This is a genomic window from Streptacidiphilus sp. P02-A3a, from assembly GCF_014084105.1.
Lineage (GTDB): Bacteria > Actinomycetota > Actinomycetes > Streptomycetales > Streptomycetaceae > Streptacidiphilus.
The window spans coordinates 8,358,386-8,375,776 of sequence record NZ_CP048289.1; the positions used below are offsets into that span (position 1 = coordinate 8,358,386).

Sequence of the window (17,391 nt, forward strand, 5' to 3'; positions counted from 1 at the left end):
TGATATCGCGCCGGTACCGTCCGCTTGTCAGCGCCCGGCTCCGGCCCGGGGGGTGGGGGCCGGAGGAGCCCGGGGTCCGCCTTGCGGCTGACCCCGGACCGCCTCCTACAGCCTAAAGGGTGAAAGCTCCCGGTATGTCGGGGCTCCGGTGGAGCCCCGACCGACCCGGAACTACTCGCCCTTGGCCTTAGCGATGATCTCTTCCGCCACGTTCCGGGGAACCTCGGCGTACGAGTCGAACTGCATGGAGTAGCTGGCACGGCCGGACGTCTTGCTGCGCAGGTCGCCGACGTAGCCGAACATCTCCGACAGCGGGACGAGAGCCTTGACGACGCGGGCGCCGCTGCGCTCGTCCATGGCCTGGATCTGGCCACGGCGCGAGTTGATGTCGCCGATCACGTCGCCCATGTAGTCCTCGGGCGTGGTGACCTCGACGGCCATCATCGGCTCAAGGATCACGGGCTTCGCCCGACGGGCGCCCTCCTTGAAGGCCATCGAACCGGCGATCTTGAACGCCAGCTCCGAGGAGTCGACGTCGTGCGAGGCACCGTCGAGCAGGATCACCCGGACGCCCTGGAGCGGGTAGCCGGCGAGCACGCCGAACTCCATGGCCTCCTGGGCACCGGCGTCCACCGAGGGGATGTACTCCTTCGGCACACGGCCACCGGTGACCTTGTTGACGAACTCGTAGCCCTCGCCGGACTCGATCGGCTCGATCGCGATCTGGATCTTCGCGAACTGGCCGGAGCCACCGGTCTGCTTCTTGTGCGTGTAGTCGATCCGCTCGACCGCCGCGCGAATGGTCTCGCGGTAGGCGACCTGCGGCTTGCCGACGTTGGCCTCGACCCGGAACTCCCGCTTCATACGGTCGACCAGCACCTCAAGGTGCAGCTCGCCCATACCCGCGATGATGGTCTGGCCGGTCTCCTCGTCGGTGTTGACCTGGAAGGACGGGTCCTCCTCGGCCAGCCGTTGGATCGCGACGCCCAGACGCTCCTGGTCGCCCTTCGACTTCGGCTCGATCGCGACGCGGATGACCGGGGCCGGGAAGTCCATGGACTCCAGGATGACCGGCTGCTTCTCGTCGCTCAGGGTCTCGCCGGTGGTGGTCTGCTTCAGACCCATGACGGCGACGATGTCGCCGGCGCCCACCGAGTCGATCTCCTCACGCTTGTTGGCGTGCATCCGGTAGATCTTGCCGATGCGCTCCTTGCGGCCCTTCACCGAGTTGAGGACGGCGCTGCCGGCCTCAAGGCGCCCGGAGTAGACCCGGACGAAGGTGAGCTTGCCCAGGTGCGGGTCGGACATGATCTTGAACGCGAGCGCCGACAGCGGCTCCTCGTCCGAGGCCTTGCGGAAGATCTCCACCGACTCGTCGCCCGGCTTGTGGCCGGTGACGCCCTCGACGTCGATCGGGGAGGGGAGGAACTTCACGACCGCGTCGAGCAGGGGCTGAACACCCTTGTTCTTGAACGCGGTGCCACAGAAGACCGGGGTGAAGTTGCCGGCGATGGTGCCGCGGCGAATGCCCGCGATCAGCTGCTCCTCGGTGGGCTCCTCGCCCTCCAGGAACATCTCCATCAGCTCGTCGTCGCCCTCGGCGGCGGTCTCGATGAGCTTGGCACGCCACTCTTCGGCGATCTCGGTGTGCGTGTCCGGGATGTCGACGGTGTCGTACATCTCGCCCTTGGCGGCCTCGGCCGACCAGAGCAGGGCCTTCATCTTCACCAGGTCGATGACACCGGCGAAGCTGGCCTCGGCACCCACGGGCAGCTGCATGACCAGCGGGACGGCGCCCAGGCGGTCAATGATCGAGTCGACGCAGCGGAAGAACTCCGCGCCGGTCCGGTCCAGCTTGTTGACGAAGCAGATACGCGGGACGTTGTAGCGGTCAGCCTGACGCCACACCGTCTCCGACTGGGGCTCGACACCGGCGACACCGTCGAACACCGTGACGGCACCGTCCAGGACGCGCAGCGAACGCTCCACCTCAATGGTGAAGTCGACGTGGCCCGGGGTGTCGATGATGTTGATGGTGTTGTCTTCGCCGTCCACCGACCAGTGACAGGTCGTCGCGGCCGACGTGATCGTGATGCCGCGCTCCTGCTCCTGCTCCATCCAGTCCATGGTGGCAGCGCCATCGTGGACCTCACCGATCTTGTACGAGACACCGGTGTAGAACAGGATCCGCTCGGTGGTGGTGGTCTTGCCCGCGTCGATGTGCGCCATGATCCCGATGTTGCGGACCCTGGCGAGGTCAAGGGAGGTTGCAGCCATGGTGGCTTCTCTCTCTTTCTGGTTCTGACGGGGTTCGAACTACCAGCGGTAGTGGGCGAAGGCCTTGTTGGACTCGGCCATCTTGTGCGTGTCCTCGCGACGCTTCACCGAGGCACCCAGACCGTTGCTCGCGTCCAGGATCTCGTTCAGCAGGCGCTCGGTCATGGTCTTCTCGCGACGCGCGCGGGAGTAGCCGACGAGCCAGCGCAGCGCCAGGGTGTTGGCACGGCCGGGCTTGACCTCGACCGGGACCTGGTACGTCGCGCCACCGACACGGCGGGACTTGACCTCAAGGGTCGGCTTGACGTTCTCCAGGGCGCGCTTGAGCGCGACCACCGGGTCGGCGCCGGTCTTCTCGCGGACGCCTTCGAGGGCGCCGTACACGATGCGCTCGGCGGTGGAGCGCTTGCCGTGCAGCAGGATCTTGTTGACGAGCGACGTCACCACAGGGGAGCCGTAGACCGGGTCGATGATGACCGGGCGCTTCGGTGCGGGGCCCTTGCGAGGCATTCTTACATCTCCTTATTCGGCGCCGCAGGCCAGACCTTCGATCCTCGGCGCCATCGCTGGTGAATCTACCCTGGCTGTGTCTCGCCGACATCCGACCCACGCGGTCGGGTGTGTCGGCCTGCTTCCCAACCCCTCGACTCCTTGCGGAGGAGCGGTGTGAGCAGCGCGGTTCCCAAAATGCCGCGGCGAATACGCACGCACGCACAAGAGACCCGGGGACACCCCAGGCACAAGGTCAGAGCCTACTTGGCGCATCGGCGCGGGTCAAAACACATACCGGAGCCCGGCTCGGCGGGGCCTGTCAGGATACCGCCAAGCCGCCCGCTCAGCCGCCGGGACTCGCGCCGGAACTGCTCCCGGCCAGCACCGCGAGCATGATCACCAGCCCCCACAGCCCCACCGCCAGCCACCCCAGGACGATCCCGGCGGTGGCCATCCCCGACCCCTCGCCACCCTGCCGCCGGATCTGCGCGCGGGCGGAGTGACCGCAGATCAGAGCGGGTACGGCGGTCAGTCCGAGGGTCCAGAACTCGGTGATCCCGAGCACCAGCGCGGCCACCGCGAGGCCGTTGGTGCGCCGCGCCGGCGGGCCGAACGGCGGCGCGGCGTAGGGCCCCGGGTACATCCCCGGGTACGGCTGGCCGTAGCCGCGCGGGTACGGGTACGGGTCGACCGGCGGGTACGGCTGCGGCGCGAAGGCGGCCGGGAGGTAGGCGGAGGGGGTCAGGTAGGGCAGTGGCATCGGACCGCTCGGCAGGTCCTGGACGATGCCCGAGAGTTCGCCGTACGTCTGAGCCTTGTACACCCGTTCGACGCGCTCGCTGTACTCGTCGGCGGTCAACCGCCCCTCGGCGAACGCGGCCTTGAGCACGTCGACGGTCCGCTCCCGGTCGGCGTGCGCGGCCCGCATCCCGCTGATGTCGGGGGCCTGCCCCGGACCGGCCTGCGGTCCGGCGAGCGGCGGCGCGAAGGGGCTGGCGCCGGCGGCGCCGGGGGACGGCGGCCAGGCGGGGCGCCCAGGGTGCACGGACAACAGCGACCTCCCCGAAGTACGAGCCGCCGGAGCACGACAGCGCGTTGCCTTCCATAGTGCAAGACGAACGCGCGACGCGCACGGTTCCGGGCGTACTGGCGGGGACCGGTCGCCCCCCGGCGGCTACTCGTAGCGCTCGGCGAAGCGCTGCTGGAGCTCCGGCCAGTGGCGGCGCAGCGTCGCCACGCTCACCGGCCGGTCGCCGCCCCGGCCGGTGATCCCGTGCTCGCTGAACAGGTACTCGGCCAGCTTCTGCTCGTCCGGCTGGTAGCTGTAGGCGTCGATGAACGCGCACAGCCCCTCGAAGTACTGGTCGACGGTGGCCTCGGCGGTGGCTTCGGCGGTGGCGTCGGCGGGCGCGTCGGTCGGCGCGGGCTCCGCGTCCGGCTCCTCCGCGGCGGCCGCCGCGGCCTCCGGGACCACCTTGGCGGCGAACCAGGCCTCCGGCCCCGCCTCCTCCGGCTCGACCCGGCTGGGTTCGCCGCGGGGCAGCCAGCCGACGCCGCGGGTGGGGTTCTCCACCGGACCGGCGAACTCCTCGGCGGCCACGGCCGGTTCGAGGCCGTCGGGGTCGTGCAGCGGGCGGCGGTGCCGTTGCGCCAGCTTGGAGAGCAGGTCGACGGCGACCGGACGCGGATCGGGCTTGGGCCCGGTCAGCGGCAGCACCGGCACCGGCACCGGCTGCTGCACCGGCTGGGGCTGCACCGGCTGGGGCTGGGGCCGCACCGGCTGTTGCTGGGCGGGCGGCACCGGCTGCGTGGGCTGAACGGCGGTGGGCTGGACTGCGGCGGGCTGGACGGCGGCGGGCCGCGGCTGGGCCTGGGCGGCGGTGGGAACCGCCTGCTCCGTCGGCAACTCCCCCGCCGTGGTGACCGCGGCGGTCACCGCCGCGGGGCGGACCGGCCTGGTCACCGCGCGGATGACCTCCAGGTCCAGCGGGACGCCGTACTTGGCGAGCTTGAGCGGCAGCAGCGTCTCGATCGGCGCCTGCCGCCGCCAGTTGCGGCCGAACTGGGCGCGCAGGTGGGTGCGGTACACCAGCCGGTTCTGCTCCATCCGCACCACCTCGTCGTAGGAGCGCATCTCCCACAGCTTCATCCGCCGCCACAGCCGGAAGGTCGGCACCGGCGACAGCAGCCAGCGCATCAGCCGGACCGACTCCATGTGCTTGTCGGCGGTGATGTCGGCCATCCGGCCGACGGCGTGCCGGGCGGCCTCGACCACGACCACGAACAGCACCGGGATGATCGCGTGCATCGACATCGCCAGCGGGTCGCCCCAGGAGGAGGCCGCGTTGAAGACGATGGTCCCGGCGGTGAGCAGCCAGGCGGTCTGCCGCAGCAGCGGGAACGGGATCCGCAGCCAGGTCAGCACCAGGTCCAGGGCCAGCAGCACGGCGATGCCGACGTCCACGCCGACCGGGAAGACATAGGAGAAGTCGCCGAAGCCCTTGTGCAGGGCCAGGGTGCGCACCGCCGCGTAGGAGCCGGTGAAGCCGATCCCGGCGATGATCAGGGCGCCGGTCGCCACACCGCCGATCAGGACGCGGTGCGCGCGGGTTATCTCAGGGACTGCCATCGAAGCCTTCGTTCCCCGGGTACGGACGGTCACCGCGAGGGGCTACCGCGCGGGCGTGGCACAGCTTGCCATACGGCAAGGCCGGATCGCCCCCGGGAGCGCGGGACTTCGGGCGACCGCAGGTGGGCCGCCCGGGGCGACCCGGGCCCCGGCCGGGCGGGTGGTCCGGACCGGTTGTCACACCCTGGTGCCATGCTCTCACCCAGGGTGATCTCCAGGACACTGGTGCTCAGGGACACTGGTGGGGGACACGCGAGGAGAGGGAGGACAGCCATGGGCAAGCACGACCAGGAGCAGCGCCGCGCCGGGAAGCGGAGCCAACGCGAGCGGCAGCGCCCGCAGACGCCTCCCCGGGCCGACGCGCCGGACGGGGCCGGGGCCGAGCCCTCGCTGCGGGAGCTGGTGGAGTCGGCGCTGGGCGCGGTGCTGTACGCGCCGGAGGACGCCTACGACCTGGTGCTGGACCAGGGCGCCAGCGCGCTGTCGGAGCCCGCCGCCCGCTGGGCGCGGACCGGGCGGACGGTGCTGGTGGTGACCGGCGCGCTGCTGGCCCGGCTGTGGCGGGCGGGCTGGCAGCCGGCCGACCTGGCCCGGGCGGTCCGCCGGGAGCTGACGCCGCGTCATCAGCGGTTGGCGGTGGACCTGATCGCGGCCGAGGCCCGGGGCTATGCCGCCGCCGCCCTGGATCCGCGCTGGGCGGGGCAGTTGCGCGAGCTGGAGGCGTCCCCCTGGTGGGGCGAGGACGACGGCTTCCTGCCCGGCGTCGCCGCCCGGGAGCGGGCGGACCGGTTCGCGGTGGCGACGCTGCTGCTGGAGCTGTTCCGGCTGATCGGCAGGCTGCCGCCGATCACGCTGCTGGCTCCGCCGCCGGGCGCGGCCGGGGACCGGGGGCTGTCCGGGCGGCTGCCGAGCGGCGGCGGCGAGCCGCGGATGCTCGGGCGGATCCGGGCGCTGCTGGCCAAGGCCGAGTCCACCGACTTCCCGGAGGAGGCCGAGGCGCTGACCGCCAAGGCCCAGCAGCTGATGGCGCAGCACAGCATCGACGAGGCGCTGCTGGCGGCCGGGTCCGGCGGCGGCAGCGATCCGGGGGCGTGCCGGATCGGGATCGACAACCCGTACGAGGCACCGAAGGCGGTGCTGCTGGACGCGGTGGCGGACGCCAACCGGGCCCGTTCGGTGTGGTCGAAGGATCTGGGCTTCTGCACCGTGGTCGGCTTCCCGGCCGATCTGGAGGCGGTGGAGCTGCTGTACACCTCGCTGCTGGTGCAGGCGACCAGCGCGATGAACGGCGCCGGGGCCCGGCGGGCGGCCGGGCGCGGCGGGTCGGAGGAGCGGGTGACCGCCGGGCGCGGTCCGGCCGCGCGCGGCGGCGGACCGGCGGCGGACGGCGGCGCGCGGACCAAGTCCTTCCGGCAGTCGTTCCTGGTCGCCTACGCCGCGCGGATCCGCGAGCGGCTGGCGGAGGCCACCGCGCAGGCCACCGAGGAGGCCCTGGCGGGCGAACGGGCCGGGGAGCGGTCCGGGGGTCCGGCCGACAGTGAACCGGCGCTGCTGCCGGTGCTGGCGGCGCGGGAGGAGGCGGTGCGGGAGACGACGGACCGGATGTTCCCGACGCTGAGGGCGGGCCGGGCGGTGCGGGCCAACGACTACGAGGGCTGGACCCAGGGCCGGGCCGCCGCCGACCGTGCCCGGCTGCACGGCCACAGCGAGGCCCTGCCGCACTGACGGCCGCCGCGCTCCCGCTCCCGGGTGACGCGGCGGCGTCGGCCGCTCGCCGTCCTCCGGGCCGCGGTACGGTCGGTCGGTGAAGAGCTCGACGGCCCTGCGGAACCGACTCGCCCAGCTCAGTCCGGGGGAGCTGGCCGCGTTGCTGCGCGCCCGCCGGGTCGGCGCCGCCACCGCCCGGAACGGGAGCGAGCCGCGGAGCCTGGCGCAGCTGGCGGAGCACCTGCTGGAGGACCGCTCGGTCGCCGACGCGGTCTCCCGGTTGAGCCTGCCTGGGCTCCAAGTCCTAAGCGCCGCAGTGTGGTTGGCGTCCCAGACGCATGGCGCCCCGGCACCGGGGCCGTACTGGACGCCGTTGGAGCCGTCGGCCAGGACACTGCCCGAGGCCGGGCTGCTGGAGCTGCTGTCCGGCGGCGACGCCGCGCTGCGGGCCGCCGCCGAGCGTGAACTGGCGGCGCTGCGGGCGCGGTTGCTGGTGCTCCCGGCCGCCGGGGGCGAGCTGGCGCTGCCCGCCTTCGTGCACCGGCACCTGAGCGACGGCCTCGGGCTCGGGCGTCCGGTGGCGCAGCTGATGACGGACGCGTTCAACGCGCCCGAGGTGCACCGGATCGCCGCCGGTCTGGACCTGCCCGGCGACCGCGACCGGGCGACGGCGCAGGCCGCCGTCGTCGAGCTGCTCGGCGACGGCGAGCAGCTGCGCGCGCTGCTGGCCACCGCCCCGCCGGCCGCCGCCGAGCTGCTGGCCCGGCTGGCGGCGGGCCCGCCGCTGCTGCGGACGCACTGCTTCCTGCCGCTCGGCGGCTACCACTACGGCCCAGGCACCAAGTACCAGCTGCGTCCGGGCGGTTCGGGTGATCCGGGGACGGACTGGCTGGCCGCGCACGGTCTGCTGGTCCCGGTCGCGGCGGATCTGGCGGAGCTGCCGTTCGAGGTGGTCGACGCGCTCACCGGCGGCCGGGTCAACGCCCCGTTCGACCCGGAGCCGCCCCGGCTGCGGGCGGAGCCGGTGCCGGACGTCTCGCGCGAGGCGCAGGCCGCCGCGGCCACCGCGAGCCGTCGGGTCGAGCTGCTGCTGGCCGCCTGCGCCGCCGTGCCGCCGACGGTGCGCAAGGTGGGCGGGCTCGCGGTGCGCGACACCAGGCGGCTGGCCAAGGCGATCGGCGCGGCCGAGGAGCAGACCCGGCTCTGGATCGACCTGGGCTACCACGCCGACCTGCTGGGGATCCGCGAGCCGGAGCCGGAGCGGTCCGCCGGGCGGGGGCGCGGACGGCGTCCGGCCGCGCCCGCCGAGCCGGTGCGGCTGCTGCCGACCACCCGCTACGACGACTGGCAGACCCGCTCCCCCGCCGACCGGCTGGTGCCGGTGATCTGCGCCTGGGCGGTCGTCCCCGAGGTGCTGAGCTGGTGGCCGGAGTACCGGGAGGAGACGCCGGTGGCCCTGGTCGCGCCGCAGGACGTGGAGGCGGTCCCGCTGCGGCGGCAGCTGCTGGCGGCGCTGGCGACGCTGCCGCCCGGCACGGGCCTCGGCCCCGCCGCCGCGCTCGGCGGGCGCGCGCTGCGGGAGCTGGTCGGGCTGGTCGGCTGGCTGCGTCCGGGGCTGGTCGGCAGTGACCCGGACGCCGCCGACCCGGATACCGCCGGGCGGGTGCTGGCCACGCTGCGGGAGGCCGAGCTGCTGGGCGCGGTCGCGCACGGCAGGCTGACGGCGCTGGGCGAGGCGGTGCTGGCGCTGCTGGACGGCGACGCGGCGGACTCCTTCCCCTACGTGCCCGGCTCGGTGCCCGGTCCCGACCAGGCGGACGCCGCCGACGTGAGCGCCGACGACGTGGCCGCCGACGACCCGGGTGCCGCTGACGCCGGGACGCTGGCGACGCTGCGGGCCGCGCTCGCCGAGCTGCTGCCGCCGCCGCGGACCACCGCCCGGTTCCAGGCGGACCTGACCGCGATCGCCGCCGGGGCGCCGTCCGCCGAGCTGGCGGAGCTGCTGGGCTCGGCCGCCGACCGGGAGTCCGAGGGCCACGCCGTGGTCTGGCGCTTCGGCGCCGCCTCGGTGCGGCGGGCGCTGGACGCCGGGAGCTCCGCCCAGGAGCTGCTGGCGCGGCTGTCCGAGGTGGCCGAGGGCGGCCTGCCGCAGCCGCTGGAGTACCTGGTCCGCGACACCGGCCGGACCCACGGGCACATCCGGGTGGTCCGCTCGGCCTGCTGCGTCCGCTCGGACGACGAGTCGCTGGTGCTGGAGCTGTCCCGGACCAGGGCGCTGGCCCGGCTGGAGCTGCGCCGGATCGCACCGACGGTGCTGATCAGCACCGCGTCCCCGGCGGCCACGCTGGAGGCGTTGCGCGCCGCCGGGTTCGCGCCGGTACTGGAGGCGGAGACCGGCGTGACCCTGGTCGAACGCGCCCCCGAGCTGCGCGCCGAGGAGCGGATGCCGGCCTACCACCGGATGCGCGGGGAGCGCCGCCGCTCCCCCGCCGACCCGCGCGCCCTGGCCGCCCGGCTGCTCGGCGAGGGCTGAGCCGCCCCTCCGGCCGCCACCGTACAACGCCGCAGGGCGGCCACCCCGATGGGGTGACCGCCCTGCGATCGGTCTCGGCGTCGCCGCCGACTACCGGCTTCAGCCCGTGTAGGGGCCGTAGTCGTAGTCGTCCAGCGGCACGGCCTGGCCGGAGCCGGAGCCGAACGGCGAGTAGTCGATGTCGTCGTAGCCGACGGCCGAGTACATCGCGGCCTTGGCCTCCTCGGTCGGCTCGACCCGGATGTTGCGGTAGCGGGGCAGACCCGTACCGGCCGGGATGAGCTTACCGAGGATGACGTTCTCCTTGAGGCCCAGCAGCGGGTCCGACTTGGCGTGGATCGCCGCGTCGGTGAGCACCCGGGTCGTCTCCTGGAAGGAGGCGGCCGACAGCCAGGACTCGGTGGCCAGCGAGGCCTTGGTGATACCCATCAGCTGCGGACGGCCGGAGGCGGGCTGGCCGCCCTCGGACACCACCCGACGGTTCTCGGTCTCGAAGCGGCCACGCTCGACCAGCTCGCCGGGCAGCAGCTCCGCGTCGCCCGACTCGATGATCGTCACCCGGCGCAGCATCTGCCGGATGATGATCTCGATGTGCTTGTCGTGGATCGACACACCCTGCGAGTTGTAGACCTTCTGGACCTCGGCGACCAGGTGGATCTGCACCTGGCGCTGGCCCAGGATCCGCAGCACGTCGTGCGGGTTGACCGTGCCGGCGGTGAGCTGCTGGCCGACCTCGACGTGCTCGCCCTCGGACACCCGCAGCTTGATGCGCTTGGAGACCGGGTAGGCGATCTCCTCGCTGCCGTCGTCCGGGGTGACCACGAGCTTGCGGGTCTTCTCGGTGTCCTCGATCCGGACCCGGCCCTCGGCCTCGCTGATCGGGGCCACACCACGCGGGTTGCGGGCCTCGAACAGCTCGACGACACGCGGCAGACCCTGGGTGATGTCGTCACCGGCCACACCACCGGTGTGGAAGGTACGCATCGTCAGCTGGGTGCCGGGCTCACCGATGGACTGGGCGGCGATGATGCCGACCGCCTCACCGATGTCGACCAGCTTGCCGGTGGCCAGCGAGCGGCCGTAGCACATGGCGCAGGTGCCGACGGCGGACTCACAGGTCAGGATCGAACGGGTCTTGACCTCGGAGATGCCGCGCCGGATCAGATCGTCGATCAGCACGTCGCCGAGGTCGGTGTTGGCCGGGGCCAGCACCTGCCCGTCGATGACGATGTCCTCGGCGAGCGCCCGGGCGTAGACGCTGGTCTCCACGTCGTCCGACTTGCGCAGCACGCCGTCCGCGCCCACGGTGCCGATCGGCAGCTTGAGGCCGCGCTCGGTGCCGCAGTCCTCCTCGCGAATGATGACGTCCTGGGAGACGTCGACCAGACGACGGGTGAGGTAGCCGGAGTCGGCGGTACGCAGGGCGGTGTCGGCGAGACCCTTACGGGCACCGTGGGTGGAGATGAAGTACTCCAGCACGGACAGACCCTCACGGAACGACGCCTTGATGGGGCGCGCGATGGTCTCGTTCTTCGCGTTGGACACCAGACCACGCATACCGGCGATCTGACGCATCTGCATCATGTTTCCGCGGGCCCCGGAGTCCACCATCATGAAGATGGGGTTGGTCTTCGGGAAGTTCGCGTTCATCGCCTCGGCGACCTCGGCGGTCGCCTTGGTCCAGATGCCGACGAGCTCCTGCTGGCGCTCGTCCTTGGTGATCAGGCCGCGCTCGTACTGCTTCTGGACCTTCTCGGCCTGCGCCTCGTAGCCCTCAAGGATCTGGGGCTTGTTCGGCGGGACCACGACGTCCGAGATGGAGACGGTGACACCGGAACGGGTGGCCCAGTGGAAACCGGCCGCCTTGAGGTTGTCCAGCGTCGCCGCGACGACGACCTTGGGGTAGCGCTCGGCGAGGTCGTTGACGATCGCGGAGAGCGCCTTCTTGTTGATCTCCTCCTCGACGAACGGGTAGTCCTCGGGCAGCAGCTCGTTGAAGAGCGCACGGCCCAGGGTCGTCCGCAGGCGGAGCTGCTCGCCCTCCTGCCAGGTGGGCTTGCCCTCCTCGTCGACCGGGGAGACCCAGCCGCGCGGCGGGACGGTGCCCAGCGGCAGCCGCAGGTCGATCTCGGCCTGGAGGTCGAGGTCCTTGGCGTCGAAGGCCATCACGGCCTCCGAGGTGGAGCCGAAGGCACGGCCGACGCCGCGCAGGGTCTCCGGGTCGCGCTCGGAGGTGAGGAAGAACAGGCCCAGCACCATGTCCTGGGTCGGCATGGTGACGGGGCGACCGTCGGCCGGCTTCAGGATGTTGTTGGAGGACAGCATCAGGATGCGGGCCTCTGCCTGCGCCTCCGCCGAGAGCGGCAGGTGCACGGCCATCTGGTCACCGTCGAAGTCCGCGTTGAAGGCGGTGCAGACGAGCGGGTGGATCTGGATGGCCTTGCCCTCGACCAGCTGCGGCTCGAAGGCCTGGATGCCGAGGCGGTGCAGCGTGGGCGCGCGGTTCAGCAGCACCGGGTGCTCGGCGATGACCTCTTCGAGGACGTCCCACACGACCGGGCGGGCACGCTCGACCATGCGCTTGGCCGACTTGATGTTCTGCGCGTGGTTCAGGTCCACCAGGCGCTTCATCACGAACGGCTTGAAGAGCTCCAGCGCCATGGCCTTGGGCAGACCGCACTGGTGCAGCTTGAGCTGCGGGCCGACGACGATGACCGAACGGGCCGAGTAGTCGACTCGCTTACCGAGCAGGTTCTGCCGGAAGCGGCCCTGCTTGCCCTTGAGCATGTCGCTCAGGGACTTCAGCGGCCGGTTGCCCGGGCCGGTGACCGGACGGCCGCGGCGGCCGTTGTCGAACAGCGCGTCGACGGCCTCCTGCAGCATCCGCTTCTCGTTGTTCACGATGATCTCGGGCGCGCCGAGGTCAAGGAGACGCTTGAGCCGGTTGTTGCGGTTGATCACGCGGCGGTACAGGTCGTTCAGGTCGGAGGTCGCGAAACGGCCACCGTCCAGCTGCACCATCGGGCGGAGGTCCGGCGGGATCACCGGGACGCAGTCCAGCACCATGCCGTTGGGCTTGTTGGTGGTCTGCAGGAAGGCGGAGACGACCTTGAGGCGCTTGAGCGCACGGGTCTTCTTCTGGCCCTTGCCGGTCTTGATGATCTCGCGGAGCTTCTCGGCCTCCTCCTCCAGGTCGAAGGTCTCCAGCCGCTTCTGCAGCGCGGCGGCACCCATCGAACCGGAGAAGTACGTGCCGAAGCGGTCGCGCAGCTCGCGGTAGAGCAGCTCGTCGCCCTCCAGGTCCTGGACCTTGAGGGACTTGAAGCGGGCCCACACCTCGTCCAGGCGGTCCAGCTCGCGCTGGGCCCGGTCGCGGAGCTGCTTCATCCCGCGCTCGGCGCTCTCGCGCACCTTGCGGCGCACGTCGGCCTTGGCGCCCTCGGCCTCCAGCTCGGCCAGGTCGCTCTCAAGCTTCTTCGCCTGGGTCTCCAGGTCGGCGTCGCGGCGCTGCTCGATCTGCTGGCGCTCGACGGAGACCTGGGCCTCCAGCGAGGACAGGTCACGGGTGCGGCGCTCGTCGTCCACCCAAGTGATCATGTAGGCGGCGAAGTAGATGACCTTCTCAAGGTCCTTGGGGGCAAGGTCCAGGAGGTAGCCCAGGCGCGAGGGCACGCCCTTGAAGTACCAGATGTGCGTGACGGGGGCGGCCAGCTCGATGTGGCCCATCCGCTCACGACGCACCTTGGCGCGAGTGACCTCGACGCCGCAGCGCTCACAGATGATGCCCTTGAAGCGGACGCGCTTGTACTTGCCGCAGTAGCACTCCCAGTCCCGGGTGGGGCCGAAGATCTTCTCGCAGAAGAGTCCGTCCTTCTCGGGCTTGAGGGTGCGGTAGTTGATGGTCTCGGGCTTCTTAACCTCGCCGTGGGACCACTGACGGATGTCGTCAGCGGTCGCCAGGCCGATTCGCAGCTCATCGAAGAAGTTGACGTCGAGCACGGGTCGTCAATCCCACCTTCGGGGTCGAAGTCTTACATCTGGTCTGAGGGGGTCCTGGGGGCGCCGGGTCCGCAGCTGGGCTGCGGACCCGAGACCTCCGTCAGACCTCTTCGACGCTGCTCGGCTCGCGCCGGGACAGGTCGATACCGAGCTCCTCCGCGGCGCGGAACACGTCCTCGTCGGAGTCTCGCATCTCGATGGACATGCCGTCCGAGGACAGCACCTCCACGTTCAGGCAGAGCGACTGCATCTCCTTGATCAGCACCTTGAAGGACTCAGGGATGCCGGGCTCGGGGATGTTCTCGCCCTTGACGATGGCCTCGTAGACCTTCACGCGGCCGAGGACGTCGTCGGACTTGATGGTGAGCAGTTCCTGGAGGGCGTAGGCGGCGCCGTACGCCTCCAGCGCCCACACCTCCATCTCACCGAAGCGCTGACCACCGAACTGCGCCTTACCACCCAGCGGCTGCTGGGTGATCATGGAGTACGGACCGGTCGAACGAGCGTGCAGCTTGTCGTCGACCAGGTGGTGCAGCTTGAGGATGTACATGTAGCCGACCGAGACCGGCATCGGGAACGGCTCACCGGAGCGGCCGTCGAACATCCGCGCCTTGCCGGAGGAGCCGACCAGGCGGTCGCCGTCCCGGGTGAGCGTGGTGTGGTCGAGCAGACCGGTGATCTCGTCCTCACGGGCGCCGTCGAAGACCGGGGTGGCGAGGTTGGTGCCACCGGTGGCCTTGTCGGCCCCGATCTTCTGGAGCCGGCGGGCCCACTCCTCACTCAGCCCGGAGACGTCCCAGCCGGTCTTGGCGAGCCAGCCGAGGTGGGTCTCCAGCACCTGTCCCGGGTTCATTCGGGACGGGACGCCGAGGGGGTTGAGCACGATGTCGACCGGGGTGCCGTCCTCAAGGAAGGGCATGTCCTCGACCGGGAGGATCTTGGAGATGACGCCCTTGTTGCCGTGGCGGCCGGCCAGCTTGTCACCGTTGGTGATCTTGCGCTTCTGGGCCACGTAGACCCGGACCAGCTGGTTGACGCCGGGCGGGAGCTCGTCGCCTTCCTCGCGGTCGAAGACGCGGACACCGATGATCTTGCCCTGCTCGCCGTGCGGCACCTTCAGCGAGGTGTCGCGGACCTCACGGGCCTTCTCGCCGAAGATCGCGCGCAGCAGCCGCTCCTCCGGGGTGAGCTCGGTCTCGCCCTTGGGCGTGACCTTGCCGACCAGGATGTCGCCGGTGGTGACATCGGCGCCGATGCGGATGATGCCGCGCTCGTCGAGGTCCGCCAGGACCTCCTCGGAGACGTTCGGGATGTCCCGGGTGATCTCCTCCGGGCCGAGCTTGGTGTCACGGGCGTCGACCTCGTGCTCCTCGATGTGGATCGAGGAGAGGACGTCGTCCTGCACGAGGCGCTGCGACAGGATGATCGCGTCCTCGTAGTTGTGACCCTCCCACGGCATGAACGCGACCAGCAGGTTCTTGCCGAGGGCCATCTCGCCCTCGTCGGTGCAGGGACCGTCGGCGAGCACCTGGCCCACCTCGATCCGCGCGCCCTCGTCCACGATGACCTTCTGGTTGAAGGCCGTGCCCTGGTTCGAGCGGGTGAACTTGGCCACGCGGTACGTGGTGTAGGTGCCGTCGTCGTTGGCCACCGTGACGTAGTCGGCGGAGACCTCCTGGACCACGCCGGACTTCTCGGCGGCGATCACGTCGGCGGCGTCGACGGCGGCGCGGTACTCCATGCCGGTGCCGACCAGCGGCGCCTCGCTCTTCAGCAGCGGGACGGCCTGGCGCATCATGTTGGATCCCATGAGCGCGCGGTTGGCGTCGTCGTGCTCCAGGAACGGGATCATCGCGGTGGCGACGGACACCATCTGCCGGGGCGAGACGTCCATGTAGTCGATCTCGACGCCGGGGATGTAGTCGATCTCACCGGCGCGGCGACGGACCAGGACACGGGCCTCGGCGAAGTGGTTGTCGTCCGTCAGCGGCGCGTTGGCCTGCGCGATGACGTACCGGTCCTCCTCGTCCGCGGTCAGGTAGTCCAGGTCGTCGGTGACGACGCCCTCGACGACCTTGCGGTACGGGGTCTCCACGAAGCCGAAGGCGTTGACCCGGCCGTAGGAGGCGAGCGAGCCGATCAGGCCGATGTTCGGGCCTTCCGGGGTCTCGATCGGGCACATGCGTCCGTAGTGGGACGGGTGCACGTCACGGACCTCGAAGCCGGCGCGCTCACGGGACAGACCACCCGGGCCCAGCGCGGACAGACGACGCTTGTGGGTCAGCCCCGACAGCGGGTTCGTCTGGTCCATGAACTGGGACAGCTGGCTGGTGCCGAAGAACTCCTTGATGGAGGCGACGACCGGGCGGATGTTGATCAGGGTCTGCGGCGTGATCGCCTCGACGTCCTGGGTCGTCATCCGCTCGCGCACGACCCGCTCCATACGGGCGAGACCCGTACGGACCTGGTTCTGGATCAGCTCACCGACATTGCGCAGACGGCGGTTGCCGAAGTGGTCGATGTCGTCGTCCTCGACCACGATGGTGCTGCCGTTGGGAGCGACCGTCTCGGTCTCCCCCGCGTGCAGCTGCACCAGGTACTTGATGGTCGCCAGGATGTCGTCGACGGTCAGCACGCCACCGTCGAGCGGCTCCACCACGCCGAGCTTCTTGTTGATCTTGTACCGGCCGACCTTGGCGAGGTCGTAGCGCTTCGGGTTGAAGTACAGGTTCTCCAGAAGCGTCTGCGCGGCCTCCTTGGTCGGCGGCTCGCCCGGGCGCAGCTTGCGGTAGATGTCGAGCAGCGCGTCGTCCTGGCCCTGGGTGTGGTCCTTCTCCAGGGTGGCGCGCATCGACTCGTACTGGCCGAACTCCTCCAGGATCTGCTCGGAGGTCCAGCCCAGCGCCTTCAGCAGCACGGTGACCGACTGCTTGCGCTTGCGGTCGATGCGGACACCGACCATGTCGCGCTTGTCGATCTCCAGCTCCAGCCAGGCACCACGCGAGGGGATGACCTTGGCGGAGTAGATGTCCTTGTCGGACGTCTTGTCCAGGGTGGTGTCGAAGTAGACGCCCGGGGAGCGCACCAGCTGCGAGACCACGACACGCTCGGTGCCGTTGATCACGAAGGTGCCCTTGTGGGTCATCAGCGGGAAGTCACCCATGAAGACCGTCTGCGACTTGATCTCGCCGGTCTCGTTGTTGGTGAACTCGGCCGTGACGAAGAGCGGTGCCGCGAAGGTGAAGTCGCGGTCCTTGCACTCGTCGATGGAGTTCTTGGGGGGCTCGAAGCGGTGGTCGCGGAAGGTCAGCGACATCGAACCGGAGAAGTCCTCGATCGGGGAGATCTCCTCGAAGATCTCCTCCAGACCGGACTTCTGCGGGACGTCGTGGCCTTCCGCGAGCGACGCCTCGACCCTTGACTTCCACGCCTGGTTGCCGAGGAGCCAGTCAAAGCTCTCGGTCTGCAGCGCGAGAAGGTTGGGAACCTCAAGGGGCTCACGAATCTTCGCGAAGGAAATGCGGAGCGGTGCGGTTGATGCGGAGTTGTTCGAGGCGTTGCGCGAGGCGGCCAAGAGGGGGTCCTTCCGAGGGCTCGGACTCACTACGCGCGTACCGGGCCCACCCGTTGCACGGGTAGCATCCGCGCCTTCACACGAAACCCTTCGACGGGAACGAATCCCCAGGTCGGAGCCAGTGTGCAAGCGGGGTGCCACCCCTGGTCGGGGTAGTGCGTACTCCGTGGGTCGAGTCGC

8 protein-coding genes are annotated in these 17,391 nt (G+C 70.8%); 2 read left to right on the plus strand and 6 right to left on the minus strand.

All coding sequences use genetic code 11. From position 1 onward, the window contains the following. Positions 1–171: 171 nt before the first annotated feature. The 4 genes from fusA to GXP74_RS35295 form a co-directional block, all read right to left on the minus strand. Positions 172–2,277 (minus strand): elongation factor G, encoded by a 2,106-nt coding sequence (gene fusA, locus GXP74_RS35280; protein WP_182455298.1) that lies wholly within the window; start codon positions 2,275–2,277, stop codon positions 172–174. Positions 2,278–2,316: 39 nt separating this feature from the next. Then, complete coding sequence (gene rpsG / locus GXP74_RS35285) at positions 2,317–2,787, minus strand: 30S ribosomal protein S7 (protein ID WP_030251646.1); 471 nt, start codon at positions 2,785–2,787, stop codon at positions 2,317–2,319. A gap of 325 nt (positions 2,788–3,112) precedes the next feature. Then, on the minus strand, positions 3,113–3,814 hold the full coding sequence (locus GXP74_RS35290) for a DUF1707 and DUF4190 domain-containing protein (RefSeq protein WP_370468577.1): 702 nt from the start codon (positions 3,812–3,814) through the stop codon (positions 3,113–3,115). Between the two features lie 129 nt (positions 3,815–3,943). After that, complete coding sequence (locus tag GXP74_RS35295) at positions 3,944–5,398, minus strand: DUF2637 domain-containing protein (RefSeq protein ID WP_182455299.1); 1,455 nt, start codon at positions 5,396–5,398, stop codon at positions 3,944–3,946. A gap of 390 nt (positions 5,399–5,788) precedes the next feature. Here GXP74_RS35295 and GXP74_RS35300 point away from each other — a divergent pair, with 390 nt between their 5' ends. Together GXP74_RS35300 and GXP74_RS35305 are read left to right on the plus strand one after the other, a co-directional pair. Then, the gene (locus GXP74_RS35300; RefSeq protein ID WP_225448735.1) at positions 5,789–7,123 is read left to right on the plus strand and encodes a DUF2786 domain-containing protein; all 1,335 of its coding nucleotides are present in this window, start codon (positions 5,789–5,791) and stop codon (positions 7,121–7,123) included. A gap of 79 nt (positions 7,124–7,202) precedes the next feature. Continuing rightward, positions 7,203–9,638, plus strand: coding sequence for a helicase-associated domain-containing protein (locus GXP74_RS35305; RefSeq protein ID WP_182455301.1), 2,436 nt, complete (start codon positions 7,203–7,205; stop codon positions 9,636–9,638). Between the two features lie 99 nt (positions 9,639–9,737). On the opposite strand, the gene GXP74_RS35310 is transcribed toward GXP74_RS35305, so the two are convergent. Together GXP74_RS35310 and rpoB are read right to left on the minus strand one after the other, a co-directional pair. Beyond that, complete coding sequence (locus tag GXP74_RS35310) at positions 9,738–13,637, minus strand: DNA-directed RNA polymerase subunit beta' (protein ID WP_182455302.1); 3,900 nt, start codon at positions 13,635–13,637, stop codon at positions 9,738–9,740. A 100-nt stretch (positions 13,638–13,737) separates the two neighbouring features. Further along, on the minus strand, positions 13,738–17,211 hold the full coding sequence (gene rpoB / locus GXP74_RS35315) for a DNA-directed RNA polymerase subunit beta (RefSeq protein WP_182455303.1): 3,474 nt from the start codon (positions 17,209–17,211) through the stop codon (positions 13,738–13,740). Between the last annotated feature and the right edge of the window lie 180 nt (positions 17,212–17,391).

Coding starts and splice junctions, on each gene's coding strand:
- fusA (WP_182455298.1), bottom strand. CDS start 2,277: ATGGCTGCAACCTCCCTTGACCTCGCCAGGGTCCGCAACATCGGGATC.
- rpsG (WP_030251646.1), bottom strand. CDS start 2,787: ATGCCTCGCAAGGGCCCCGCACCGAAGCGCCCGGTCATCATCGACCCG.
- GXP74_RS35295 (WP_182455299.1), bottom strand. CDS start 5,398: ATGGCAGTCCCTGAGATAACCCGCGCGCACCGCGTCCTGATCGGCGGT.